This window comes from Agrobacterium sp. 22-214-1, assembly GCF_053522465.1.
Window position 1 is genome coordinate 88,046 of sequence record NZ_JBNWCK010000001.1, and the last position, 24,781, is coordinate 112,826.

The window sequence follows — 24,781 nt, forward strand, 5'->3', positions numbered from 1 at the left end:
TCGCGTGTTCCCTAAGATCGCGCCGATGCTCCGATGAACGTTTGACTGTGCCGGGCAAGTTATGTGCAAGTAGATGCTGTTTAAGATTTGTCTTATTGTTGTACTGGCCGCAGCACGCGGAATCGAAGTCTGCGCCTAGTACAACGGCTAATCAAGATACTGTGAACAAAAAAGAAAACCCGGCGCTGAGGCCGGGTTTTGAAGTCGCTGGGAAGGCCGGCTTAAGCCGCCATTGCCTTCTTGAGGTTTTCGTCGATCTTGTCGAGGAAGGCGGTGGTGGAGAGCCAGGGCTGGTCCGGTCCGATGAGGAGCGCCAGATCCTTGGTCATGTAGCCGCTTTCGACGGTGTCGACGCAGACGGTTTCAAGCGTTGCTGCGAACTTTGCGAGTTCCGCATTGTCGTCCAGCTTGGCGCGGTGGGCGAGGCCACGGGTCCAGGCGAAGATCGATGCGATCGAGTTGGTTGAGGTTTCCTGGCCCTTCTGGTGCTGGCGGTAGTGGCGGGTAACCGTGCCGTGTGCGGCTTCGGCTTCGACCGTGCGGCCATCGGGAGACAGAAGAACGGAGGTCATCAGGCCGAGCGAGCCGAACCCTTGAGCAACCGTGTCGGACTGCACGTCGCCGTCGTAGTTCTTGCAGGCCCAGATGTAGCCGCCGGACCACTTCAGAGCGGAAGCGACCATGTCGTCGATCAGGCGGTGCTCATAGGTGATGCCGATCTCATCGAACTGCTTCTTGAATTCGGTCTGGTAGACTTCTTCGAAGATATCCTTGAAGCGGCCGTCATAGGCCTTGAGGATGGTGTTCTTCGTGGAGAGGTAAACCGGCCACTTGCGCATCAGGCCATAGTTCATGGAGGCGCGGGCGAATTCGCGGATGGATTCGTCGAGGTTGTACATGGCAAGCGCCACGCCGGCGCTCGGGGCGTCGAAGACGTCCTTTTCGATGACCTGACCGTCTTCACCGACGAACTTGATGGTCAGCTTGCCCTTGCCGGGGAACTTGAAATCGGTTGCCTTGTACTGGTCGCCGAAAGCGTGACGGCCGACGACGATCGGCTTCGTCCAGCCCGGAACAAGGCGCGGAACGTTCTTGCAGATGATCGGCTCGCGGAAGATGACGCCGCCCAGAATGTTGCGGATGGTGCCGTTCGGGCTCTTCCACATCTGCTTCAGGCCGAATTCCTCGACGCGCTGCTCATCCGGGGTGATGGTCGCGCACTTGATGCCGACGCCATGCTTCTTGATGGCGTGCGCCGCATCGACCGTGACCTGGTCGTTGGTGGCATCGCGGTTTTCAACCGAGAGGTCGTAATATTCGATGTCGAGATCGAGGTATGGCAGGATCAGCTTGTCCTTGATGAGCTGCCAGATGATACGGGTCATTTCGTCGCCGTCGAGATCGACGACCGGATTGGCTACCTTGATCTTTGCCATGAATTCCTCACCTTCGAAGCTGTGGCGCCGGATGGCGCCGGTATCCGGAAAAATATCCGGTGCGGCTATAGCATCGCGCGCGCCTGAGGCAAAGCCATGGGGGGCGCTTTTTTGGCGCAGCGCAATAACGCTTTGCGCATTGCCAAACCATAATGCCGGAATACAGTCAGGCGAATCGCTTCGCCCGCCTGTCGGGCCTATCCCGGGATCACATCATGCGGAATATTCTGCTTCTGACTGCCGCCGTCCTCTTTTCGCATAGCGCGCTCGCCGCCGGGCCTGCCGATCCCGTCCAGAAGGTGATGGATATCACCGTCAAGAACTGGTCGGGCGAGGCGGAAAACTGGAAATACGTTTTCGACGAGGACATGCTGACCAGCCTGTTCAGCAAGGATTTCGTCGCGCAATATCGCGAAGCCTCCAAGAAGCCGGCTTACGAGGCCGAAAGCGGCGAGACCGGCGACCCCTTCGGTTACGATGTCGTGACGAACTCGCAGGATGGCTGCCCGCTGGCCGATGTTTCCGTGACGCCGGGCGCGGTGAAGGACGGCGTGACGGATGTGACCGCAAAGTTCAAGCTCTGGGCCTGCATGGACGAGGCGGAAATGAAGGCGACGGTTGACGAAGTGCATTTCGACGTCGTCGAGGAAGACGGCCGGCCTGTCATCAGCGATATTCACCGGGTTGGCGATGAGGGCAGGGATTCGCTGCGCGAAGAGATGGCAACGATCATCAAGGGAGAGCAATAAGGGGCGTCTTGCCAGCGGGGTGGAGCCAGGCTTTCTCCGCGCCGGCTTTGATTTTGGCGCCGATCTATGCCAGTGAAGCGCGCTTTAGCGCGTCGGGCTGAAAATCGATGCGACGCTTCAACACACGGACAAAAGACGATGGCAGGCACAAACAGCGATCTTGAACTTGTGGCGGAAGGCCCGGCGATCATTCTCGTCGAACCGCAGCTCGGCGAAAATATCGGCATGGTGGCGCGGGCCATGGCCAATTTCGGCCTGGCCGAATTGCGTCTGGTCAATCCGCGTGACGGCTGGCCGAGCGAGAAGGCGCGCGCCGCAGCCTCCAAGGCCGATCACGTCATTGACGCCACGAAGGTATTCGAGACGCTGGAAGAAGCGATCAAGGACCTGAACTTCGTCTATGCCACGACCGCGCGCGAGCGTTACGGTTTCAAGCCGGTGCGTGCGCCCGTCACCGCCGCCGATACGCTCAGGGCAAAATTCAAGGCTGGCGAAAAGACCGGTATCCTCTTCGGCCGCGAGCGCTGGGGGCTGACCAATGAGGAAGTGGCGCTGGCCGACGAGATCGTGACATTTCCGGTCAATCCCGCTTTTGCCTCGCTCAATATCGCGCAGGCCGTGCTTCTGATGTCCTATGAATGGATGAAATCCGGCATGGACGATCTGGGAGAGACACTTTTCCAATCCGTCGAGCAGCGTCCTTCGACCAAGGAACAGGTTTTCGGCCTGTTCGAACATATCGAGGAAGCGCTGGATGCGCGGGGTTATTTTCATCCCGCTGAAAAAAAGCCGAAAATGGTCGACAATCTGCGCGCTGTGCTGTCGCGACGCGGTTTTTCCGAGCAGGAAATCAGCGTTTTCCGTGGCGTGATCAATTCGCTCGACCGCTTTCCACGGCAATGGCCGAAGCAGGCGGGAAGGGCAGCGGGGCCGTCGGCCGAGGGAGCAGGGGAGAATGCTGAAGACGAGTGAGGCGGCGGCCGATGTGCTGAAACCGGTGCTGGTATTCGATTCCGGCATTGGCGGGCTGACCGTGCTGCGCGAGGCGCGGGTGTTGATGCCCGAGCGCGGTTTCATCTATGTGGCCGATGATGCGGGTTTTCCCTATGGCGGCTGGGAGGAGGAAGCGCTGAAGGCGCGCATTCTTTCGCTCTTCGACAAGCTGCTGGACGACTATAGCCCGGAAGTCTGCATCATCGCCTGCAACACCGCCTTCACGCTCGCTGGCGCAGATCTTCGCGCCCGCTTTCCGGATATGACCTTCGTTGGCACTGTGCCCGCCATCAAGCCGGCGGCGGAGCGCACCCGCTCGGGTCTCGTTTCCGTGCTGGCGACACCGGGCACCGTCAAGCGCGCCTATACGCGCGATCTCATCCAGTCCTTCGCCAGCCAATGTCATGTCCGCCTCGTCGGCTCGGAAAACCTGGCCCGCATGGCGGAAAGCTGGATCAGGGGCGAACCGGTTTCGGATGAGGCGGTGCTTGCCGAAATCGAACCGTGCTTCATCGACAGCGAGGGAAAACGCACGGATATCGTCGTTCTTGCCTGCACCCATTACCCCTTCATGGCCAATCTGTTTCGCAGGCTGGCGCCATGGCCGGTGGATTGGCTCGACCCCGCCGAGGCGATTGCGCGGCGCGCGCGCCACCTCGTGCCGCTGCCGCAGGATGCGGAGCATCCGGATGGTTTCGATTTTGCCGTCTTCACCTCCGGCAAGCCGGATTTCGCCACCCGGCGGCTGATGCAGGGTTTCGGTCTCAGCGTTTCGGCGGCCTGAGCGCCTGTTGTATTTTTGCATCTGTTTTATCCGTCTTTTGCAATTCGAGATTGCGACCACTTGTCGCGCCGGATTTCTTGTGTAAGATGCATCTTGTCTGTAACCGCTATAAATGGAGGCGTGAATGACCAATGACATCAATATGCGCCTTAACGGCATGTCAGGCCTTTCCGGCATGATGTCCTGCGGCTACGTGACCCGAGGCATCTCCCTCCGATAAGGCTTAAGGCCTGATTTCCTTGCCGTTTGGCATTTTCACTTCGTTCGACATGTGATCGTGCGTCCGCGTGGCCCTTGCTGCTGCGTCCGCGCTTCCGGCATGTCGTTTTCCATCGATAAAGGACCTGGCCGCTTTGCCGCGCCGGGATGGATTTCCCATGCAGAAAAATCAACCATTGGTAGCATATGCGCTGCCGGATGCGGTCGATCGCTTGTTCGTCACATTCGGTGTCTGGAAAACCCTGAAAGCGGTTCTCGTTGCCGCAGTGGTGCCGCGCGCACCGCCGACCGATCCTGCCGATCTGCCAGAGCGCCTTCTGGTCGATATCGGCCTCGACCCTTCGCGGGTGAAGCGGCGGCGGGATTGGGAGGTTCCTTACTGGGCACCCCGGTTTTGATCGGCAAAGGCCTCTCCGGCCAAGAAATGTCGGGGAGGCATCGTTGTCGAGTTACGACCTCTGACAAACCACGAAACGCAGGCGGCCGCGGCGCGATCTGCGAAAAATCCGGCTTGATGCGGAGCGTTTTCCGTGGCTTGCTCGAGACTAGGGACAAAGGAGATTCACCATGCCGCTGGAGAACTGGCTGGCCTTCATGGCCGCATCCGCCATCATGCTTGCCATTCCAGGACCAACGATCCTGCTGGTGATTTCTTATGCGCTGGGCCATGGCCGCAAGGCCAGCACGGCGACGGTGACGGGCGTGGCGCTCGGTGATTTCACCGCGATGACGGCTTCCATGCTCGGTCTCGGCGCGCTGCTTGCCACATCGGCGGCGCTTTTCACCGGGCTTAAATGGATCGGTGCGGCTTACCTCATCTATCTCGGCATCAAGCTGTGGCGTTCGCCGGTCAGCGGCGAGGGTCGGCAAGGGACGGGCGTGACCGGCCGGGAAAGGCCACTCAAAATCTTCCTGCATGCCTATATCGTCACCGCGCTGAACCCGAAGAGCATCGTGTTCTTCGTGGCTTTCCTGCCGCAGTTTCTGGTGCCGACATTGCCCTTCTGGCCGCAGGTGCTGATTTTTGAAGTCACGTTCCTCGTGCTTGCCACGGTGAATGCGGCGCTTTATGGACTTCTGGCAAGTGCCGCCCGCAATACGATCCGCAAACCGACGGTTCAGCGCATCGTCAACCGCACGGGCGGCGGTCTCCTGATCGGCGCCGGTCTCATAGCCTTTGGCTGGAAGAGGGCGGTCGCGCCGTAAGGCAGCTCTCGATCGCCTGAAATTCGGACACAACAAAATGGCATTGCCGCATATTCTTCTCGCCCTGATCACCGTGTTTTTGTGGGGCTTCAACTTCGTCGTGATCAAGGTGGGCGTCGCCGATATGCCGCCATTGTTTCTGACCGGGGTGCGTTATCTTTTTGCGGCCGTGCCGCTGGTGTTCTTCCTGCCGAAACCGAATGTGCCGTGGCGGCATATGATCGTTTACGGCATGGCGATGGGCTTCGTGCAGTTCGGTCTGCTTTACCCGGCCATCAAGCTCGGCCTGCCGGCGGGGCTTGCTTCGCTTGTCATGCAGTCGCAGGCCTTCTTCACGCTGGCACTTGCCGTGGTGCTTCTTGGCGAACGGCCGTTGCCCTCACAGATCGTCGGCGCAATCATCGCTTTTGGCGGGCTCGCGGTCATCGGCGTGGAGCGCATGACGGCGGCAGCGTTGATACCGCTGCTGATGGGGGTCGGCTCGGCCATTGCCTGGGCCTGCGGCAACATCGTCAACCGCCGCATCGGCCAGGTGAACGCGGTTTCCTTTGTGGCGTGGACAAGCCTTGTGCCGGTTCTGCCGTTGATCCTGCTTTCGCTGGCGGTGGAAGGACCTGGTGCGATTGCGGAAGGCCTGCGCAATGCGACGCCGACGATGGCTTTTGTGGTGATCTACATGGCCTATGGTGCAACCATTGTCGGTGCGGGTATCTGGAGTTACCTGCTTCTGCGTTATCCGGCCGGAACCGTGGCGCCCTTTTCGCTGCTGGTGCCGGTGGTCGGTTTCATCAGCGCCTATCTCGCTTTTGCGGAGCATATCACCGTCTTCGAAGTGGTCGGTGCAGCATTGGTCATCATCGGGCTGATGCTGAACGTGTTCGGCAGACGGCTTTCGTTTTTGCGAGTCTCGTCCGGGGCCGCATAGATGCGGCGCAATTGCCTGTGCATTACCGGCATGGGGCAGACGCAACCGGCGATTTTTTGGTAAAGAGCATGTTCGGCCGCCGCCAGGGGAATCGGCCGGATGACATGCAGCACGAGGAATGGAACATTGCAGGTCGGTATCGACATGGGAACCCTCTCGGGCGGGCAGCAGGCCAAGCTCGATATCGAGGAATTGCTTGCGACGCGTTTGCTGGTGCAGGGCAATTCCGGTTCCGGCAAGTCGCATCTTCTGCGCCGGCTGCTCGAGCAATCGGCGCAATGGGTGCAGCAGGTCATCATCGATCCCGAGGGTGATTTCGTCACGCTTTCCGACAGGTTCGGCCATGTGGTGGTGGATGGCGAGCGTACCGAGGCGGAACTTGCCGGCATTGCCAACCGCATTCGCCAGCACCGCGTTTCCTGCGTGCTGACGCTGGAGGGCCTCGATATCGAACAGCAGATGCGGGCCGCCGCCGCCTTCCTCAACGGCATGTTCGATGCGGATCGTGAATTCTGGTATCCGGTGCTTGTCGTGGTGGACGAGGCGCAGATGTTTGCGCCCTCCGTCGGCGGCGAGGTGACGGAAGATGCCCGCAAGGCGTCGCTGGGCGCCATGACCAATCTGATGTGCCGTGGCCGTAAGCGCGGTCTTGCCGGCGTCATCGCCACGCAGCGTCTTGCCAAGCTTGCCAAGAATGTCGCGGCGGAAGCCTCCAACTTCCTGATGGGCCGCACCTTCCTCGATATCGACATGGCGCGCGCGGCCGATCTGCTCGGCATGGACCGGCGGCAGGCGGAAATGTTCCGCGATTTGCAGCGCGGCAATTTCGTGGCGCTTGGCCCGGCGCTGTCGCGCCGGCCGCTACCCATCGTCATTGGCCCGGTGGAAACCTCGGCGCGTTCCTCCTCGCCGAAGCTGATGCCGCTGCCGGATGCGCCTCAGGATGTGGAAGACCTGATTTTCACGCCGGATCCGGAAGAGTTTACCCGGCCTGCCGTGCGCCGCACACCGCCAGCGCCACGCCCGACCACGGATATTCTGGCCGAACTCTCCCGCTCCACGCCTGCCGCCGTCGGTCCTTCACCCGAGCAGCCGCGAAGCGGCCAGCCGGAGATGACGCCGGAGGAGCGTGAGGAGAAAATCGCGACGGTTCTCGTCGAAATTCTCGACGATCCGCAATCGGCCTATCGGACCGATGCCGTGCTTTATCAGGATTTTCTGGTGCGCGCCCGCATGCGCCGTATTCCCGGCACGCCGATGACGCTGCCGGAATTCCGCCGGCAGGTGGCAATTGCCCGCTCCGGCGTGGATGCGGCGATGGCCGCCAGCGAAGGCTGGCAAAAGGCGCTGGAATTGTCCACATCTGTTTCCGATGACCTGCAGGGTGTTTTCCTGCTGCTGGTCAAGGCCGCCCTTGGGGAGGAGCCTTGTCCGTCGGATGCTCGCATCGCCCGCGCCTACGGCACCCATTCCGCCCGCCGCGCGCGGCGGCTGCTCGGTTATTTCGAGGAGAAGGAACTTGTGGTGGTGCATGCCGATTTCTCCGGCAAGCGCATCGTGGCGTTCCCCGATCTCGACGCGAAAACCGCACCAGGTGACGCGGATGCGGCTGAGGATGATGCCAGACTGGCGGCTGAGTAATCGCTATTCCGCCAAAATCCGCACGGCGAAGCGGATCGTCGTGTAGAGACCGACGAGGCTTAAAGCCAGCACGCAAACAATAACGGCTATGACAAGTGTCGAGGCCAATCGGTGCGGCCGTTGATAGGGGCGGGTGCTGACATCCGTTTTTACGGGAGCGACCCGGGAGAGCTGCGCCGCCGTCCATCCGCTGCGTTCGAATTCCGGCGAGGCGATAAATTCCGCCAGATGCCGTTGCCGTCTTATGGAAGAGGGCAATTGCGCCAGAAAGCGCTGCGGTTCACGCCGGTTGTTTCTCGACAGGAATATATCGATCGCTTCCCTGAAACGTTCTTCGCGCGCCCCGGAGCAGAACAACATGCGCCCCGCTTCAACGAGATCGTTCATCTCGAGCAGTACTTCGCCGTATTTTTGAAAGAGCGCCAGATCGACTTCAGGATGGCTGAGCCTGCCTTGAAGGATTTCCTTCGCTCGCCAGAGTTTCTGTTCGGAAATGGCTTGGTCAACGGGTTCAAAGGTCATTTTAAAGCAATGAATTGGAAGTTTTTAATATTGTGAAAATAGATTTTGGTCTTGGTAGTAATAATGCAGATTATAGGTTTCAGCATCAAAAAAGAAAGAGGAGGCGTCTTCGCCTCCTCAATTTACTGACAAACCTACTCACTCTCGACGTCATCCTTGGGCTTGTCCCTTAATAAAATCGAGACGTTGCAGATGCTCGGGACAGGCCCGAGCATGACGGAAGAGAGCTTTCAGGACTTTGTCAGTGGTCCGAGGAGGCGTTTCCGCCTCCTCGTCGCATATTCTTACTCGATGGCCTTCGCTTCTTTTCGCGTCGCAATCAACGAACCGATGATGCCGGTTGCAAGGATGGCGACGGTGACGCCGAGAGAGACGGCGGGCGGGATCTTGGCTATGCCGAGCATGTCGGCGACGAAAATCTTCGAACCGACGAAGACCAGAACCGCAGCCAGCGCGTATTTCAGATAGGCGAAGCGGTGGATGAGGGCGGCGAGCGCAAAGTAGAGGGCGCGCAGGCCGAGGATCGCGAAGATGTTCGAGGTGTAGACGATAAACGGATCGGTGGTGATCGCGAAGATCGCCGGGATCGAATCGACTGCGAAGATCAGGTCGGCGATTTCGACCATGATGAGCGCCAGGAAGAGCGGCGTCACGAAGGTCTTGGGTTTGCCGGTGGCCTCATCGGTTTCCTTGACGAAGAATTTCTCGCCATGCAGCCTGTTTGTCACCGGAAGGTGACTTCGCAGGAACTTCAGGATGCGGTTATTGCCGATATCCGATTCATCATGGTCGGACGAGAACAGCATCTTGAGGCCGGTGAAGACGAGGAAGGCCGCGAAGAGATAAAGCACCCAGTGGAAGTTTTCGACGATGGCCGCGCCGCCGGCGATCATGATGCCGCGCAGGACGATGACGCCGAGGATGCCCCAGAGCAGCACGCGGTGCTGATATTGGCGGGGAATGGCGAAATAGGAGAAGATCATGGCGATGATGAAGATATTATCCATCGCCAGGCTTTTTTCGACCACGAAGCCGGTGACATATTCCATCGCCGACTGTTCGCCGGACTGGTACCAGATCCAGCCGCCGAAGGCCAAGCCGATCATGATATAAAAGCCCGACATCAGCAGGCTTTCACGAACGCCGATTTCCTTGGAGTTCTTGTGCAGCACACCGAGATCGAGCGCGAGCAGGCCAAGTACGAGAGAAATGAAGACAGCCCACATCCATGTGGGGGTGCCGAGAAAATCCGTCAGGAGAAATTCCATCAGTCAACCTTTAGCCGGACGAGGTTGGCTTTGCGGATGGGGAACGTGCGTGAAGAATATACGTGGGCCCCAACCTAAAGAAACTCGACATCACGTGTTGTCCGGTAACACGCCAGAGGGGCCCGAGTTCTGATCACGATGGAGAGATGGGTGGGCGCTCAGGCTTTTCAAGGGCAGGATCGAGAAAAAAAGCGGCAGGCGTTGTTTGACAAATTTGTAAAACGTGTTTAGAAGCCGCCCCAACGCCGGGCAGTGATGTCCGGTGTGTTTTGTTGACTGCCTTGCAGTGTAATAGCTGACGTTCGGCGGTCAATATCACCGACATGTCCCGTGGTTTCTCCATTTGCATGTGAGAAGCCTGTCAGAGGCCCTGAAACGGGCTTCAGAGGAGGGCGTGTTTCCTTGAACCGGTTTGGCAACAAACCGGCATAACCTTTTGAGAAGGAAATACGATGAGCAAGCGCGAATCGGCTAAGTATAAAATTGACCGCCGCATGGGCGAAAACATCTGGGGCCGTCCGAAGTCCCCGGTAAACCGCCGCGAATACGGCCCGGGCCAGCACGGCCAGCGCCGCAAGGGCAAGATGAGCGACTTCGGCACGCAGCTGCGCGCCAAGCAGAAGCTCAAGGGCTACTACGGCGAACTGCGCGAAAAGCAGTTCCGCGCCACCTTCGACGAAGCAAACCGTCGCAAGGGTGACACCTCCGAAAACCTCATCGGCCTGCTCGAGTCGCGTCTGGACGCCATCGTCTACCGCGCCAAGTTCGTTCCGACCGTTTTCGCATCGCGCCAGTTCATCAACCATGGCCACGTCACGGTTAACGGCGTTCGCGTCAACATCGGTTCCTACCGCTGCAAGCCGGGCGACGTTATCGAAGTTCGCCAGAAGTCCAAGCAGCTCGTAACCGTTCTGGAAGCCGTTCAGCTCGCTGAGCGCGACGTTCCGGACTACATCGAAGTTGACCACAACAAGATGGTTGCGACCTACGCCCGCGTTCCGGCTCTCTCCGACGTTCCGTACCCGGTCGTCATGGAACCGCATCTGGTCGTCGAATTCTACTCGCGTTAATCGACGCGTTTCAGTATTCAGGAAGCCGCCCTTCGGGGCGGCTTTTTTGTTTGCGGGGAAGGCTTTGCATGCAGGACATTCAGGCGATCGTCGATTCCATTTACGACAGCATGGCGCCGAGGCTCGGTGAGGGGAAGGTTGCGGATTACATTCCCGAACTTGCCAAGGTCGATCCCAACCAGTTCGGCATCGCCATCACCACTGTCGATGGAACCACCTATACGGCCGGCAATGCGCTGACGCCGTTTTCGATCCAGAGCATCTCAAAGGTCTTCATGCTGACACTGGCGCTCGGCAAGGCGGGGGAAACGGTGTGGAACCGGGTAGGGCGCGAGCCTTCGGGCTCCTCCTTCAACTCCATCGTCCAGCTGGAGCATGAGCACGGCATCCCACGCAATCCCTTCGTCAATGCCGGCGCGATCGTGGTGACCGATATCGTGCTTGCCGGCCACCAGCCGCGCGAGGCAATCGGTGAGCTTCTGCGTTTCGTGCGTTACCTCGCGGACGATGACACGATCAGCATCGACGATACGGTGGCGAAATCCGAGCAGGCGACGGGGTTTCGCAATTTCGCGCTCGCCAATTTCATGCGCTCCTTCGGCAATCTGCACCATCCCGTCGAATATACGCTCGGTGTTTATTTCCACCAGTGCGCGCTTTCCATGACCTGCGCTCAGCTTTCCCGCGCTGGCCTTTTCCTCGCCAATCGCGGCCGCAATCCGCTGACCGGCCACACGGTCGTTTCGGACCGGCGGGCGCGACGCATCAATGCGCTGATGCTGACCTGCGGCCATTATGACGGATCGGGCGATTTCGCCTATCATGTCGGCCTGCCGGGCAAGAGCGGCGTCGGCGGCGGCATCATGGCGGTGGCGCCAGGCAATGCGTCCATTGCGGTCTGGTCGCCAGGTCTCAACAAGGTCGGCAATTCGGCGCTCGGGTCACAGGCGCTGGAAATGCTGGCGACGAAAACAGGCTGGTCGGTATTCGGGGCTTGATATTGCCGGCGGATGGGGGCATTGCCTGCATTAAGAACGGCAGTCGTGCCTGAGCGAGCTGATGATGAACATTCTCACCAAGATCGATGACTTTGTAGATCAGGCCGGGGCCGACCAGATCGGGTCGGATCAGGACGCGCCCGGGGAAAACGGCAGCTCGCATCCCCTGTTCGACAATGCACCGCGTTCGGTTTCCTTCAACAAGCTGCGCAAGCGGCTGTTGCGCAATGTGCGCCAGGCCTTCACCGATTTCGGTATGCTGGACGGCCAGAAGCGCTGGCTGGTCGGCCTTTCCGGCGGCAAGGACAGCTATGGGCTGCTGGCGCTGCTGCTCGATCTGAAGTGGCGCGGCCTTTTGCCGGTGGAACTGGTGGCCTGCAATCTCGATCAGGGCCAGCCGAATTTTCCCAAACACGTGTTGCCGGACTATCTGGCGAAGATTGGTGTGCCCCATCGCATCGAATATCGCGACACCTATTCCGTGGTGAAGGAAAAGGTGCCGTCCGGCGGCACTTACTGTTCGCTCTGTTCGCGGCTCAGGCGCGGCAATCTCTACCGCATTGCACGGGAGGAGGGCTGCGACGCGCTGCTGCTCGGCCATCATCGCGAGGATATTCTCGAAACCTTCTTCATGAACTTCTTCCACGGCGGCCGGCTGGCCGGAATGCCGGCGAAGCTCCTCAATGACGAGGGTGACCTGATGGTCATGCGCCCGCTTGCCTATTGCGCCGAAGAGGATATGGCGAAATTCGCGGCAGCGATGGAATTCCCGATCATCCCCTGCGACCTCTGCGGCTCGCAGGACGGGCTTCAGCGCAATGCCATGAAGGAGATGCTGGCGGATATCGAGCGGCGTATGCCCGGCCGCAAGGACGTGATGCTGAGGGCGCTTGCCCATGTCAATCCGTCGCATCTGCTCGATCCCAAGCTTTTTGATTTTTCGGCGCTTTCTGTCACCGGGGCGTCACCTGAAGAGCGTAGGGAGGCCAACTCCCCCTTATGAAGAAGTGCCCCGCCCGATGACCCTTTCCGACAAAGATATCGACTTCCTCGTTTCCACCGTTGCTGCTGCTGGTGTAGATGAAATTCTGCCCCGCTTCCGAAACCTGAGCGCCGGCGCGATCTCCGAAAAGACCTCGGCCGTCGATCTCGTCACCGAGGCCGATGTTCTGGCGGAAAAGGCGATCACCGCTGCTCTCCTTCAGCGATTTCCGAAGGCCCATATCGTCGGCGAAGAGGCCTATGAGGCGGACCAATCCGTCATTCCCGCACTTGCCGATGCGCCGCTTGCCTTCGTGATCGACCCCATCGACGGCACTTTCAATTATGCTTCCGGTTTTCCCGCTTTCGGCACGCTGCTTGCGGTCACCGTCAAGGGCGAGACGGTGGCGGGCATCATCCACGATCCGGTGATGGGCGATACCATCGTTGCCCTGAAAGGCGAGGGCGCGTTTCTCAACCGCAGGAACGGTTCGCAGGCGAAGCTCAGGGTTGCCGATCCCGCGCCATTGTCCGATATGGTCGGCATCTTTTCCTGGGGCCACAGCCATCAGGATCGCCGGCCGGTGATTGCGGCCAATATGGCCAAGATCAAGATGGCGCTGTCGCTCAACTGCTCGGCACATGAATATTGGCTCGCCTCGGCTGGCAAGCTGCATTTCATCGGCCATGAAAAGCTGATGCCGTGGGATCATCTCGCCGGCGTGCTCATTCATCAGGAGGCGGGCGGTTATACGGCCCGTTTCGACAATACGCCCTATCGGCCGGGGCAAACGGAGGGCGGCATCCTGTCCGCTCCCGACAAGGAAAGCTGGAAGATGCTGCGACGGGAAATCGTCGCCTTATAAGATCGCGCTCAAATAGAAGGATATCGCCCATGGCTCTCGAACTCGACATCGCCTCTCTTGCCAATGCGCTTCAGGAGGCGGCGGCAGTGGAAATCCTGCCGCGGTTCCGCAATTTGGGCGAAGGCGATGTGCGGATCAAGAGCGAGGCGATCGATCTCGTCACCGAGGCTGACGAGGCCGCCGAGCGGCTTATCCGCGCCCGCGTGCACGAAATCATGCCACAGGCGCTGTTCATCGGCGAAGAGGCGGTGGCGGCGGATGCCTCGCTGCTCGGCAAGCTTGCCGATGCCGATCTTGCCGTGGTGGTTGATCCCATCGACGGCACCTATAATTTCGCTTCCGGCCTGCCGCTTTTCGGCGTGATGATGAGCGTCATCTCCAAGGGCGAGACCGTTGCCGGCCTGATCTTCGATCCGATGGGCAATGACTGGGCGATTGCCGAAAAGGGTTCCGGCGCGTGGCTTTGCAGCGCCGACGGTTCGCAGACCGAGATGTCGGTCGTGCCGGCCCCGGAATTGTCGCAGATGGTCGGCATCGCCAATACCGGCTATTTCGACGTGGAGACACGGCGCAAGATCCTGACGAACCTCGCCGATGTGCGGCTCTTCACCAGCTATCGCTGCGCGGCGCATGAATATCGCCTGTTCTGCGGCGGCCACATGCATTTCCTGATGTACAACAAGCTGATGCCCTGGGACCATCTGGCCGGCACGCTGCTGTCGCAGGAGGCGGGCGCTTACGCGGCACGCCTCGACGGCTCGCCCTATCTGCCGAGCCACGTGGATGGCGGGCTGCTGCTCGCGCCGGATCAGGAGACGTGGGAACTGCTGCGGGAGAAGATTTTTACGGTTTGAGGTGCGCTCACGCGAATTTCAGCTTCTTGCCTTCACAAGCCTGCCTGCCACGTCCTCAAATCTCTCCTTCGTCATGCTCGGGCCTGTCCCGAGCATCTGCAACATCCCGATTTTGTTGACGTGATTAGATCCTTGGGACAAGCCCAAGGATGACGTTGAGTGTGAAAGCAGACTTGTCATAACATTAAGGGCGCGGAACAGAATTCCGCGCCCTTTTATTTTTCTATTGCCCCTCAGCGGGTCGGCTTGTTATGCGCCTGAAACAACACGCCCTTTTCGCCGATCAGCACGAAGATGAGGCCGACGATGGAGACGGCGAAGAAGCCCGCCACCATGGGCAGCGCCGTGCCGTCGAAAGACTGGCCGATGGCCGCGCCGATCAGCGAGCCGCCGACGGTTCCCATGAAGCCCATGACGGACGATGCGGTGCCGGCGACGTGGCCGAGCGGCTCCATGGCCAGCGAGTTGAAGTTCGAACCGATCCAGCCGAACTGGAACATGGCGAGCGCAAAGAACACGATGAAGATGGCGAAGGGCATCGGTTCCGGCCCCAGCACCTGCACCAGCAGCCAGACGAAGGTGATGGCGATGAAACCAAGCAGCGAGCCGTGCGACAGCTTGCGCATGCCGAACCGGCCGACCAGCCTTGCATTGACGAAGGACGAGAAGGCCATGAACAGCGCCACGCCCGCAAAGGCTGCCGCAAACCATGCGCCGAGCCCGTAAATGCCCTTATAGACCTGTTCGACCGAGTTGATGAAGCCAAACAGCGCCCCGAAGATGAAGGTGCTGGAGAGCGTATAGCAGAGCGCGATACGGTTGGTGAGCACGATCTTGAAACCGCCGAGGATGGAGCTTGCGGTCAGGGGGCGGATATCGTCCGGATGCAGGGTTTCCGGCAGGCGGAAATACATCCAGGCCGTCACCACGGCGGCAATGGCCGCCATGAAAGCGAAGATCAGGTGCCAGTCACCGAAAAACAGCACGATCTGGCCTGTGCCGGGCGCTATGACCGGTACGACCATGAAGACCATCATGATCAGCGACATGACTTCCGCCATCTGCCGTCCGCCATAGATATCACGCACGATGGAGACCGTGATGACACGCGTTGCCGCCGAACCGATGCCCTGAATGAAGCGCAGCATCAGCAGCCCTGAGAAGGACGGTACGAAGACCACGGCAATGGCTGAAACGATGTAGATGGCGAGCCCGACGAACATCGGCTTGCGGCGTCCGAAACGGTCCGAAATCGGTCCGTACAGAAGCTGGGCGATGCCGAAGCCGAGAAGATAGGCAGAAATCACATATTGGCGGTGGTTTTCGTTCTCGACGCCCAGCGAAGCGCCGATTTCCTGAAGACCGGGCAGCATGATGTCGATGGCAAGCGCGTTCAGCGCCATCAGCATCGCGGCAAGCGCGATGAATTCCGTGCGCCCCATCGAGCCTGCGCGCGAAGCGGTGGATTGTGAAAGATTTGTCACAGGATTGCCCCAAAAAGAACGGCAAAGGCGTTGCATGAAGCAACGCCTGGCATAAATTTCTGACAATCAGGGTGGGCCGGATGAACCGGCCGAAATCAGGCCGCGCCGCGGACGCTGATACCCTGTTCTTGGAAGTGGTTTTGAAGTTCGCCGGACTGGAACATCTCTCTTACGATGTCACAGCCGCCGACGAATTCGCCCTTGACGTAGAGCTGCGGGATGGTCGGCCAGTTGGAGTAGTCCTTGATGCCCTGGCGGATATCTGCATCGGCAAGCACGTTGATGCCCTTGTAGTCGACGCCGAGATAATCGAGGATCTGTACCACCTGGCCGGAAAAACCGCACTGCGGAAATTGCGGGGTGCCCTTCATGAAAAGAACGATATCGTTGCTCTTCACTTCGCTGTCGATCATGTCGTGAATGCCGCTCATAGGCTTATTCCTTTCACATGCGGTTCAAGGCCGCTGCTTTCTGTTTGTTCCTAGATAACATGTCGTGGCGCGATTTCCACCCGGAAAGCGTAAAAAACTGCGGGTGTGGCATCGCTGATTGCGGGTCGAAACTCCGGCTACCAGCGCGTCGTTCTCTTCGGGTAAGAAAAGTCGAGAACGATTTTTCCTATCCGCTCCCACCGTCTGAAGACTGATTGTATCAATACACCTGTTTCGCCTTCCCAAATATCGAATTCGCGAGTGTTATCGAACGTTATGGCTCGCCTGCCGCTCGGCAACGAGCAATCGTCCTCACAGTCAATCTCCATTTCGCTATAGAAACTGTTCACTTCAATATCGAGAATTAACTTTGGACTTTTCTGGTCCACCAGGCGGCAGGTGTTGCCGGTTTTGCAGAAGGCTGTGCCGGATATCCGATCAGCACCATCAAGCTCCACGACGAAGCCGATCTTGATCTCTTTGCTGCTCTTAACCTCTGCGGCACCTTGTAACGGCCCCGAAATCGCCAGTAGTAAAAAGGCGGGAAGCAGGGGGAGGCGATACATCATCGATATCGTTGTCTGCTGCGGGCAGCGGCTGTGCGCCTTTTGCTCACCTGCTTCTTGGCCGGCTTGGGTTTGACTGCGGCATTGAGCGCGGCTTCCAGAACCGAGCCGACGATACCGCCGGCGAGCGAGCCGGTGCTTTTCGTCCGGCGCGCGCGGCGCGTCTTGCGGATACCGGTCTTGGTGAGGATTTCAGACAGCGCGCCCTTGACGACGCCGTTGAGTACTTGATCGACGATGCCAGACAAATTTCCCTCACCGATAAATAAATCACATTTCCGTCGCGATTTTTACTATACGTGCATCGCCCGCTGTATCAAGCGATCCTTTCGGGTGTCTCTAGCGCGCTTTTGCTTTTCTCCGAAACGCAAAAGCGCACTATCTCTTTGTTTTTACGCATTGTCTTAACGTAAAAGCGATTGCGCTTTTACTGGAAATGCTCCGGCCGAAGGTTCATGCATGCCAGCCGTCAAGTCACGACTTGTTCTTTATTTCCCCGGTTTCGATCCGCTCGATGCGGCCGCCCATCATCTGCGTTACCAGCGGGCGGCGGCGCTGGCCGGCAAGACATGGGATGTCGATTATGCCGTGGGGCCGCTGGAGAATGCGCCCGGGGGCGAAACATTCACGGTTGAGGCCTCGGCGGGTGACTGGCGGACGCGCTCCGACATTTTCGTTTACGACCATAATGCGGTGATATCGCAATTGCGGGATGAGCCCGTCTGGCGGCAGATCTGGCTCGGTTTCAAGGCAGGTGCCGGCCTCATCGCCGAGGGCGGCGCGGCGCGTTACTTCCGCCACGCCTGGCGTTTTGGCCTGTTCTTCATCTTTCCGTTCCTGCTGATGCTTGTCGGCGGTGCGCTTGCGGCGGCGATTGCCCTGTCGCCCTTAATTTTCGCCTTACCTCTCTGGCTCTTGGCGATCAGTCTTCCCGTCGCCGCCCTGTTTTTCGTGAAGGCTTTCCTGCCGTTTGCGGAGCGGTTTCATACCCTGCATCTTTATGCGGACTGGCGGTTCGCGCTCGCGGTCGGCCGCGATGAGCCGATTGCCCGCGACTGGATCGAGGAGAGGGCAGCGCTTGTTCTGACGGCGCTGGAGCAGCCTTCGGACGAGGTTCTGGTGGTTTCCCACAGCATGGGCGCCAGCCTTGCGCTCGCCGTGATCGGCCGTGTGCTGGAACTGAAGCCGGATGCGCTGGATGGCCGGAAACTGTCCTTTGCGACCTTGGGCGGCGCGGCGCTGCAATGTGCGTTCCTGTCGAGCGCGGACCGGCTTCGCGAGAGCGTCGGTTCGATTGCGCGTCACCCGGAGGTGACATGGTTCGATATCCAGTGCCTGACCGATCCGATTCATCTCTACCGGTGCAATACCGTGGGCCTGACCGGTCACAAGGATGCGCCGCAGCCGAAGATCGTGCCGATCCGTTTCAAGCATTCGCTCTCGCCGGATCGTTATAAGAAGAACAAGCGCAACTTCCTGCGCATGCACCGGCAATATGTGCTGGGGCCGGATCGCAGATCCGGTTACGATTTTACCCTGCTGACGGCGGGGCCTTTGCCTGCCGCCTCCTTCGCCGCTCTGGATTCGCAGACGCCGCCCGTTTTGTAAGCGGTGACGACCCCTTCGGCCGGACATGAAAAAGGCCCGCGTGAGAGTATCACGCGGGCCTTGATTTATTCCGCAGGTTTCACGCTCTGCCGCAGGCGGGACAGAGACGGTCTGTTGCCGGAACCGCTTTCACGGGCGCAGTCATTCGGGAGCCGAGGTCTGCAGGGCAAGGGCATGCAGAACGCCGCCCATATTGCCCTTCAGCGCGTCATAGACCATCTGGTGCTGCTGCACGCGGGTCTTGCCCTTGAATGCTTCCGCAACGACTTCCGCCGCGTAATGATCGCCATCACCGGCCAGATCGCGGATCGTGACCTTTGCCCCGGGAATTCCCGCCTTAATCATGTCTTCAATGTCGCCGGGTTTCATGGGCATGGTGTTTCTCCTTAATTCATTCTGCGGCGAGCAAAGTTTCGCCGTCCATGAATTGAGGGAACCACGATTCATAGGCCAAGTGCAATTCTTTAATCTCGACAGCCCGCGCCGTGCCCAGCTTTACGGTGGAACCGCCGGTAACGCCGATGACCGGGCAGGAAACGCCCGCCGCCTTCGCCGCTGTCTGCACCTCGTCGAGATCGGCCTTTTTGACCGTCAGAACGTAACGGCCCTGATCTTCGCCGTAGAAGGTAAGGACCGGGTTGTGGCCTTCGACCGCGTCGATGGTCGCGCCGATGCCCGACGAAATCGCCATTTCGGCAACTGCAAGTGCCAGACCGCCCGAGGAGCAATCGTGAACGGCGGTGGCAAGACCGTCGGTGATGAGGCTGCGGACGAAATCGCCGTTGTTCTTTTCAGCGGCCAGATCGACATGCGGCGCCGGACCATCGATGCGGCCATGAATGTCACGCATGTAAACCGACTGGGCGATATGCGTGCCGAGGCCGGCAGGGGCGCCGACCAGCAGCACCACTTCGTCAGCGGCGGCGAAACGGATGCGCGCCATGCGGCCCCAGTCCTTCAGCAGGCCGACGCCGCCGATGGTGGGGGTGGGCAGGATCGCCTGACCGTTGGTCTCGTTATAGAGCGAGACGTTGCCGGAAACGATCGGGAATTCCAGCACGCGGCAGGCTTCGCCGATGCCCTTGATGGCATGGACCAGCTGGCTCATGATCTCCGGCTTTTCCGGATTGCCGAAATTGAGGTTGTCGGTTGCCGCCAGCGGCAGAGCGCCGGTTGCGGTGATGTTGCGCCAGCATTCGGCCACGGCCTGCTTGCCGCCTTCGAAGGCATCGGCCTCGACATAACGCGGTGTGACGTCGGAGGAGAAGGCGAGCGCCTTCTTGTCATGGCCTTCGACACGAACCACGCCGGCATCGCCGCCGGGAAGCTGCAGCGAATTGCCCTGGATCAGCGTGTCATACTGTTCGTAGACCCAGCGGCGCGAGGAATTGTTGGCCGAACCGACCAGCGATACCAGCGCATCGGCGATATCGGCGGCGGGGACGTCGTTTTCCGCCAGCGGCGCGGGCACCTTGGCGGGTGTCCACGGGCGGTCATATTCCGGAGCCTGATCGCCCAGTTCCTTGATTGGCAGGTTGGCGACTTCCTCGCCATTGTGCAGCACGCGGAAGCGCAGATCATCGGTGGTCTTGCCGACGATGGCGAAGTCCAGACCCCACTTGACGAAGATCGCCTTGGCGACTTCTTCCTTGGAGGGCTCGAGAACCATGAGCATGCGCTCCTGGCTTTCCGACAGCATCATTTCATAAGCCGTCATGCGCTCTTCGCGCACCGGTACGGCGTTCAAGTCAAGCTCGATGCCGAGATCGCCCTTGGCGCCCATTTCAACGGCCGAGCAGGTGAGGCCGGCCGCACCCATGTCCTGAATGGCGATGACCGCACCGGTCTTCATCAGTTCAAGGCAGGCTTCCAGCAGGCACTTTTCGGTGAAGGGGTCGCCGACCTGAACGGTCGGGCGCTTTTCTTCGATGGATTCGTCGAATTCGGCGGACGCCATGGTCGCGCCGCCGACGCCGTCGCGGCCGGTCTTCGCGCCGAGATAAACGACCGGCAGGCCGACGCCCTTGGCTTCCGAAAGGAAGATCGCGTTGGACTTGGCAAGACCGGCGGCAAAGGCGTTGACGAGGATGTTGCCGTTATAACGCGGGTCGAATTCCACCTCGCCGCCAACGGTCGGCACACCGAAGGAATTGCCGTAACCGCCGACACCGGCGACGACGCCGGCCACGAGGTGGCGGGTCTTCGGATGATCCGGCGCGCCGAAACGCAGGGCGTTCATGGCCGCGATGGGGCGAGCACCCATGGTGAAGACGTCACGCAGGATGCCGCCCACACCGGTCGCAGCACCCTGATAGGGCTCGATATAGGACGGGTGGTTGTGGCTCTCCATCTTGAAGACGACGCAGTCGCCATCGTCGATATCGACCACGCCGGCGTTCTCGCCGGGGCCTTGAATGACGCGCGGACCCTTGGTCGGCAGGGTCTTCAGCCACTTCTTGGAGGACTTGTAGGAGCAGTGCTCGTTCCACATGGCCGAGAAAATGCCAAGCTCGGTAAAGCTCGGCTCCCGTCCGATCAGGTCGAGGATACGCTGGTATTCGTCGGGCTTCAGCCCGTGGGATGCAACGAGTTCCGGGGTGATCTTGATGGAGTTTGAGATAGACATAGGTCTCACGCGGTTCGAGCCGAGGAAAGTTTCCGGTTCTTTAGCGCAAGAGGCTCCATGGCGCGACAGGAAAATGCGCCGCTTTGCCGGCTAATTGGCGGTTTATGCGGTTATTCACCCGTTGCGGGCGGTGCCCGCAGCGCTGCGGGCCGTATCACGCCACGCTTTCATAGCCGGCGGAGCCGTTATCCAGCAGGTGGCGGAGGATGCCGAAGGCATGGGTCAGCTCCTCGCGGGTGGAAGGCCCGGAAAAGCTGATGCGGACGCGGTGGAAAACCTTGTCCGTCCGTCCGGCCTTGAACTCGTCCTCGTCGTCGATCAGCACGCCTTCCTTCATCGCCGCATTGCGGAAGGTGCCGGAAAGCCATGGTTCGGGCAGTCTCAGCCACAGGAAGGCGATGTCGGGTAGCGAATTGAAGTCCAGCCCGGTAAAGACGCGCCGGGCAATCGCCTCGCGCTCATTCAGTTCGGCGATACAATCCTTGCGAATGTCGTCGGCGTCGCCACTATTGACGAGGCGCGCATTCAGTTCGGCCAGCATGAAGGGCAGGCCGCCCGTCATCATCGAGTGGGAAATACGGATGCGCGAGGAATATTGCGCGGGGCAGGCGACCCAGCCGCCGCGCACGCCGGCGGCGACGGATTTCGACAGGCCGCCGACGACGAAGGTAATGTCGGGCGCAAATTCGGCGATCAGCGGGATCGCCTCACGCGTCATCGCGCCATAAAGATTGTCCTCGACGATCCACACGCCGTAACGACGGGCGATATCGGCAATCGCGCGGCGGCGCTCTTCCGGCAGGGTGGCGCAGGTCGGGTTCTGGCCGGCCGACATCAGGAAGATCATCTTGGGATGCTGCTGGGCGCAGACGCGTTCGAAATCGTCAGGGACAATGCCGTTCTCATCCGCCTCCACCAGCGTCACCCGCCGTCCGGCAAGGGCGGCGCTGCGGCTGATGTGGGAATAGGTGACGGGTTCGAAGACGATGCGGTCGCCCGGCGCGGTCATCGCCGACATCACGCTCATCACCGCCGCATGGGCGCCAAGCGTCGAAACGATGTTTTCCGGCTTCGGCGACCAGCCGTTCTGGGAAAGCCAGCGAACGCCCGCCATGCACCAGTTGTCGGGAAAAGAGCGGGCATAATTGGTAATGTCGTGGGGATGCTCTCTGGTCACCGCCTCGATGTGCCTGGCGATCAGCACGCTCTGGCCGACATCCGGCGCAGCGGTGGTGTTCAACCGGAATTCGGCGCTGGTATCGACGGCATGGCGCGTGCTGCCGAAGGCGGCCGTTGCCGGCTCCATGGGCAATGACGGGGCAGGGGTCTTGCGCTCATTGACATAGGTGCCGCGTCCGACCTCGCCGCTGACGAGGCCGCGCTCATGGATGAGCGCATAGGCCCGGCTGATTGTGCCGATTGTCACACCGAGATCGTAAGCAAGATTGCGCTGCGGCGGCAATTTCGAGCCGGCCTGCAGGATGCCGTCGGAAATCGCGCCTTCGATACTGTCGGCGAGCCGCAGGTAAATCGGGCCGTCGCCCTCGGTAATGTCGGGAAGCCAATTTGTCATGGTGACAATTTATGCATTGTATCTATCCTCAAGTCAATTGTATTTATTGTCTGCATTGAATGAGGCTAAACGCACGGAGACAATAGGTGCAATATGCGCAAGATGGATCAATACCTTTCGACAGCGGATACACTCTATCCTGATGGCTACGAACGGGAACGCGTGTTCCGCGATGCCGGCGACATGGTCGCACCGGCGCCCTTTCCGGCCACGATCGCCCGCACGCTTATTGGTCGCCTGATTGCGGGCGTATCCTCATGGCAGCGGAAACGTCAGGGACGTTTCGCTCTGCGGGAACTTTCGGACGATCTGCTGGACGATATCGGCGTTACGCGGGATGAAGCCTTGAAGGAGGCGGCGAAATCCCGGCTCTTTTCCTGGCCGCCGCGGCCGCTTTGATTTTTTGTCGGAGAGCGGCGCCTTCTTTCCCCGGCGCCAAGCAGCCATTCGGCAACCCGCCACGCCAATCCCAACCGGCGCTGGCGGGTTTTTTTATGCCGGCCGCGTTCTCACGGGGTGCCGGTGCCTGTGGATCAGCAGCCTTTGCCGCCGGTCGCCCAGCGCTTGACGTCGGTTGCGATGCGGCCGGAAAGGGCTTCGTTCATCACGGGGCCGAAAGCATCGAGCTTTGCCGGGTTGCCTTCTGCCTGAACCACCAGCATGGGGCGCGATTCCGGGCTGTTGCGCGGCACGAGCAGGATGCGCGGACGGCCGGAGAAGGAGTTGAGTTCCGGCGCCAGGCGATAGGCCTTGAACGCCGCGTCGCCCGATTTGAACCAGCAGGCATTCGCGCCAAGCGCGATCCGTTCCATGGTCGGCAGGGCCGCGCGGGAGACGGAGGAGGAAGGCTGCGGTTTCGGTTGGCAGGCTGCGAGTGCGGCGGCAGCGAGGATCAGTCCGGTGGCTTTAAAGGCATCGTATCGAAGAATGCGGGGCATCAGGTCATCCAGAAGAAAAGCCGAAACATAGCCGGAAGCCGGCATCAAAAAAGGCGGGCTTGAAACCCGCCTTGGTCTATCAGGCTGCGATGACGCCAAGCGCCGAAGCGAAGAGGCCGCGGCCGTCATTGCCGCCATGGGCGGCTTCGATCAGGTTTTCCGGGTGTGGCATCATGCCGAGAACGTTGCCCTTGGTGTTGATGACGCCTGCAATGTCGTTCAGCGAGCCGTTGGGATTGGTGCCCTCGGCATAACGGAACACCACCTGTCCGTTGCCTTCAACCGACTTCAGCTCATCCGCATCAAGGAAATAGTTGCCATCGTGATGGGCAACGGGGCAGCGCAGGATCTGGCCCTTGTCATAGGCGCGAGTGAAATCGGTGTCGTTATTGGCGACTTCGAGCTTCACTTCGCGGCAGACGAATTTCAGCGAGGCGTTGCGCATCAAAGCGCCCGGCAGCATGCCGGCTTCAACGAGAATCTGGAAGCCATTGCAGACGCCGAGAACCTTGACGCCCTTTTCGGCCTTTTCGCGAATGGCCTGCATGACCGGCATGCGGGCGGCGATGGCGCCGCAACGCAGATAGTCACCATAGGAGAAGCCGCCCGGGATGACGATCAGGTCGACGTCGGGAATATCCGTTTCCGTCTGCCAGATGGTGACGGGCGCGCTTCCGGAGATTTTCGTCAGCGCCGCGATCATGTCGCGGTCGCGGTTGAGGCCGGGAAGTTGGACGACAGCGGATTTCATCGGAGCGGCTCCTGGGCTTCAGAGGATGGCGATGGCGTAGTTTTCGATGACCGTATTGGCCAGAAGCTTTTCGCACATTGCCTTCAGGTCGGTCTCGGCCTTGGCCTTGTCGGCGCCTTCCAGCTCCAGGTCGAAGACCTTGCCCTGACGGACATGGCCGACGCCACCGAAACCGAGGCTGCCGAGCGCGCCTTCGATTGCCTTGCCCTGCGGATCGAGAACGCCGTTCTTCAGCGTAACAGTCACCCGTGCCTTGATCACCTGATCTTCTCCTGATTTTACCCTTGCGGTG

The 24,781-nt window shown here is 60.0% G+C and carries 27 protein-coding genes; 14 read left to right on the forward strand and 13 right to left on the reverse strand.

All coding sequences use genetic code 11. From position 1 onward, the window contains the following. Positions 1 to 221: 221 nt before the first annotated feature. Positions 222 to 1,436 (reverse strand): NADP-dependent isocitrate dehydrogenase, encoded by a 1,215-nt coding sequence (locus ACQZ5G_RS00470; RefSeq protein WP_035210117.1) that lies wholly within the window; start codon positions 1,434 to 1,436, stop codon positions 222 to 224. A 215-nt stretch (positions 1,437 to 1,651) separates the two neighbouring features. Between ACQZ5G_RS00470 and ACQZ5G_RS00475 the strand changes: the two genes are divergently transcribed. From ACQZ5G_RS00475 to ACQZ5G_RS00505, 7 genes are all read left to right on the forward strand, one after another. Next, on the forward strand, positions 1,652 to 2,185 hold the full coding sequence (locus tag ACQZ5G_RS00475) for a hypothetical protein (RefSeq protein ID WP_003520412.1): 534 nt from the start codon (positions 1,652 to 1,654) through the stop codon (positions 2,183 to 2,185). Positions 2,186 to 2,323: 138 nt separating this feature from the next. Beyond that, positions 2,324 to 3,157 carry an RNA methyltransferase gene (locus ACQZ5G_RS00480; protein WP_003520414.1) on the forward strand — a complete coding sequence of 278 codons (834 nt, stop codon included), beginning with the start codon at positions 2,324 to 2,326 and terminating at the stop codon, positions 3,155 to 3,157. After that, positions 3,141 to 3,962, forward strand: coding sequence for a glutamate racemase (gene murI / locus ACQZ5G_RS00485; protein ID WP_059760388.1), 822 nt, complete (start codon positions 3,141 to 3,143; stop codon positions 3,960 to 3,962). The genes ACQZ5G_RS00480 and murI overlap by 17 nt, the downstream gene beginning before the upstream one ends. Positions 3,963 to 4,339: 377 nt before the next feature. Then, positions 4,340 to 4,579, forward strand: coding sequence for a hypothetical protein (locus tag ACQZ5G_RS00490; RefSeq protein ID WP_196378686.1), 240 nt, complete (start codon positions 4,340 to 4,342; stop codon positions 4,577 to 4,579). A gap of 169 nt (positions 4,580 to 4,748) precedes the next feature. Continuing rightward, positions 4,749 to 5,387: a LysE family translocator gene (locus ACQZ5G_RS00495; RefSeq protein WP_448736667.1), complete on the forward strand. Its 639-nt coding sequence runs from the start codon at positions 4,749 to 4,751 to the stop codon at positions 5,385 to 5,387. Positions 5,388 to 5,424: 37 nt separating this feature from the next. Beyond that, positions 5,425 to 6,312, forward strand: coding sequence for an EamA family transporter (locus ACQZ5G_RS00500; protein ID WP_448736668.1), 888 nt, complete (start codon positions 5,425 to 5,427; stop codon positions 6,310 to 6,312). 126 nt (positions 6,313 to 6,438) lie between these two features. Beyond that, positions 6,439 to 7,953: a helicase HerA domain-containing protein gene (locus ACQZ5G_RS00505; protein WP_448737060.1), complete on the forward strand. Its 1,515-nt coding sequence runs from the start codon at positions 6,439 to 6,441 to the stop codon at positions 7,951 to 7,953. Between the two features lie 3 nt (positions 7,954 to 7,956). Here the strand turns inward: ACQZ5G_RS00505 and ACQZ5G_RS00510 are convergent, their stop codons facing one another. After that, on the reverse strand, positions 7,957 to 8,475 hold the full coding sequence (locus ACQZ5G_RS00510; protein WP_125146943.1) for a DUF6584 family protein: 519 nt from the start codon (positions 8,473 to 8,475) through the stop codon (positions 7,957 to 7,959). A gap of 284 nt (positions 8,476 to 8,759) precedes the next feature. Next, a complete protein-coding gene (locus tag ACQZ5G_RS00515) occupies positions 8,760 to 9,743 on the reverse strand; it encodes a TerC family protein (protein WP_448736669.1) in 984 nt (327 codons plus the stop codon). Positions 9,744 to 10,195: 452 nt separating this feature from the next. Between ACQZ5G_RS00515 and rpsD the strand changes: the two genes are divergently transcribed. From rpsD to ACQZ5G_RS00540, 5 genes are all read left to right on the forward strand, one after another. Then, entirely contained in the window at positions 10,196 to 10,813 is a 618-nt protein-coding gene (gene rpsD / locus ACQZ5G_RS00520) for a 30S ribosomal protein S4 (RefSeq protein ID WP_003520423.1), read from the forward strand. 68 nt (positions 10,814 to 10,881) lie between these two features. Then, positions 10,882 to 11,811, forward strand: a complete 930-nt coding sequence (locus tag ACQZ5G_RS00525) for a glutaminase (RefSeq protein WP_003520424.1) — start codon at positions 10,882 to 10,884, stop codon at positions 11,809 to 11,811. Between the two features lie 61 nt (positions 11,812 to 11,872). Further along, a complete protein-coding gene (gene ttcA, locus ACQZ5G_RS00530) occupies positions 11,873 to 12,814 on the forward strand; it encodes a tRNA 2-thiocytidine(32) synthetase TtcA (RefSeq protein WP_035236763.1) in 942 nt (313 codons plus the stop codon). A gap of 16 nt (positions 12,815 to 12,830) precedes the next feature. Then, positions 12,831 to 13,658 carry an inositol monophosphatase family protein gene (locus tag ACQZ5G_RS00535; protein ID WP_003520426.1) on the forward strand — a complete coding sequence of 276 codons (828 nt, stop codon included), beginning with the start codon at positions 12,831 to 12,833 and terminating at the stop codon, positions 13,656 to 13,658. Positions 13,659 to 13,687: 29 nt separating this feature from the next. Next, positions 13,688 to 14,512 carry an inositol monophosphatase family protein gene (locus ACQZ5G_RS00540; protein WP_448736670.1) on the forward strand — a complete coding sequence of 275 codons (825 nt, stop codon included), beginning with the start codon at positions 13,688 to 13,690 and terminating at the stop codon, positions 14,510 to 14,512. Between the two features lie 233 nt (positions 14,513 to 14,745). Here ACQZ5G_RS00540 and ACQZ5G_RS00545 read toward each other — a convergent pair whose 3' ends face one another. The 4 genes from ACQZ5G_RS00545 to ACQZ5G_RS00560 all read right to left on the reverse strand — a co-directional run bounded on the left by ACQZ5G_RS00545 (position 14,746) and on the right by ACQZ5G_RS00560 (position 17,241). Continuing rightward, a complete protein-coding gene (locus ACQZ5G_RS00545) occupies positions 14,746 to 15,954 on the reverse strand; it encodes a multidrug effflux MFS transporter (protein WP_065655211.1) in 1,209 nt (402 codons plus the stop codon). A 137-nt stretch (positions 15,955 to 16,091) separates the two neighbouring features. Continuing rightward, positions 16,092 to 16,427, reverse strand: coding sequence for a Grx4 family monothiol glutaredoxin (grxD, locus tag ACQZ5G_RS00550; RefSeq protein ID WP_003520429.1), 336 nt, complete (start codon positions 16,425 to 16,427; stop codon positions 16,092 to 16,094). Between the two features lie 137 nt (positions 16,428 to 16,564). After that, complete coding sequence (locus ACQZ5G_RS00555) at positions 16,565 to 16,996, reverse strand: hypothetical protein (protein ID WP_142779388.1); 432 nt, start codon at positions 16,994 to 16,996, stop codon at positions 16,565 to 16,567. Beyond that, positions 16,993 to 17,241, reverse strand: a complete 249-nt coding sequence (locus ACQZ5G_RS00560; RefSeq protein ID WP_059760363.1) for a hypothetical protein — start codon at positions 17,239 to 17,241, stop codon at positions 16,993 to 16,995. Before ACQZ5G_RS00560 ends, ACQZ5G_RS00555 begins: the two co-directional genes overlap by 4 nt. Positions 17,242 to 17,452: 211 nt before the next feature. On the opposite strand from ACQZ5G_RS00560, the gene ACQZ5G_RS00565 reads away from it, so the two are divergent. Next, positions 17,453 to 18,601, forward strand: coding sequence for a hypothetical protein (locus ACQZ5G_RS00565; protein ID WP_448736671.1), 1,149 nt, complete (start codon positions 17,453 to 17,455; stop codon positions 18,599 to 18,601). Between the two features lie 141 nt (positions 18,602 to 18,742). Here the strand turns inward: ACQZ5G_RS00565 and ACQZ5G_RS00570 are convergent, their stop codons facing one another. The 3 genes from ACQZ5G_RS00570 to ACQZ5G_RS00580 form a co-directional block, all read right to left on the reverse strand. Continuing rightward, the gene (locus tag ACQZ5G_RS00570; protein WP_003507909.1) at positions 18,743 to 18,976 is read right to left on the reverse strand and encodes a BolA/IbaG family iron-sulfur metabolism protein; all 234 of its coding nucleotides are present in this window, start codon (positions 18,974 to 18,976) and stop codon (positions 18,743 to 18,745) included. Positions 18,977 to 18,992: 16 nt separating this feature from the next. Beyond that, complete coding sequence (gene purL, locus ACQZ5G_RS00575) at positions 18,993 to 21,227, reverse strand: phosphoribosylformylglycinamidine synthase subunit PurL (protein ID WP_448736672.1); 2,235 nt, start codon at positions 21,225 to 21,227, stop codon at positions 18,993 to 18,995. Between the two features lie 154 nt (positions 21,228 to 21,381). Beyond that, complete coding sequence (locus ACQZ5G_RS00580) at positions 21,382 to 22,800, reverse strand: aminotransferase-like domain-containing protein (protein ID WP_448736673.1); 1,419 nt, start codon at positions 22,798 to 22,800, stop codon at positions 21,382 to 21,384. A 93-nt stretch (positions 22,801 to 22,893) separates the two neighbouring features. On the opposite strand from ACQZ5G_RS00580, the gene ACQZ5G_RS00585 reads away from it, so the two are divergent. After that, positions 22,894 to 23,199, forward strand: coding sequence for a DUF1127 domain-containing protein (locus tag ACQZ5G_RS00585; protein WP_425647174.1), 306 nt, complete (start codon positions 22,894 to 22,896; stop codon positions 23,197 to 23,199). A 134-nt stretch (positions 23,200 to 23,333) separates the two neighbouring features. Here ACQZ5G_RS00585 and ACQZ5G_RS00590 read toward each other — a convergent pair whose 3' ends face one another. From ACQZ5G_RS00590 to purS, 3 genes are all read right to left on the reverse strand, one after another. Further along, positions 23,334 to 23,738 (reverse strand): hypothetical protein, encoded by a 405-nt coding sequence (locus ACQZ5G_RS00590; protein ID WP_448736674.1) that lies wholly within the window; start codon positions 23,736 to 23,738, stop codon positions 23,334 to 23,336. Between the two features lie 79 nt (positions 23,739 to 23,817). Continuing rightward, the gene (gene purQ, locus ACQZ5G_RS00595; protein WP_065655203.1) at positions 23,818 to 24,489 is read right to left on the reverse strand and encodes a phosphoribosylformylglycinamidine synthase subunit PurQ; all 672 of its coding nucleotides are present in this window, start codon (positions 24,487 to 24,489) and stop codon (positions 23,818 to 23,820) included. An 18-nt stretch (positions 24,490 to 24,507) separates the two neighbouring features. After that, the gene (gene purS / locus ACQZ5G_RS00600; protein WP_003507918.1) at positions 24,508 to 24,750 is read right to left on the reverse strand and encodes a phosphoribosylformylglycinamidine synthase subunit PurS; all 243 of its coding nucleotides are present in this window, start codon (positions 24,748 to 24,750) and stop codon (positions 24,508 to 24,510) included. Between the last annotated feature and the right edge of the window lie 31 nt (positions 24,751 to 24,781).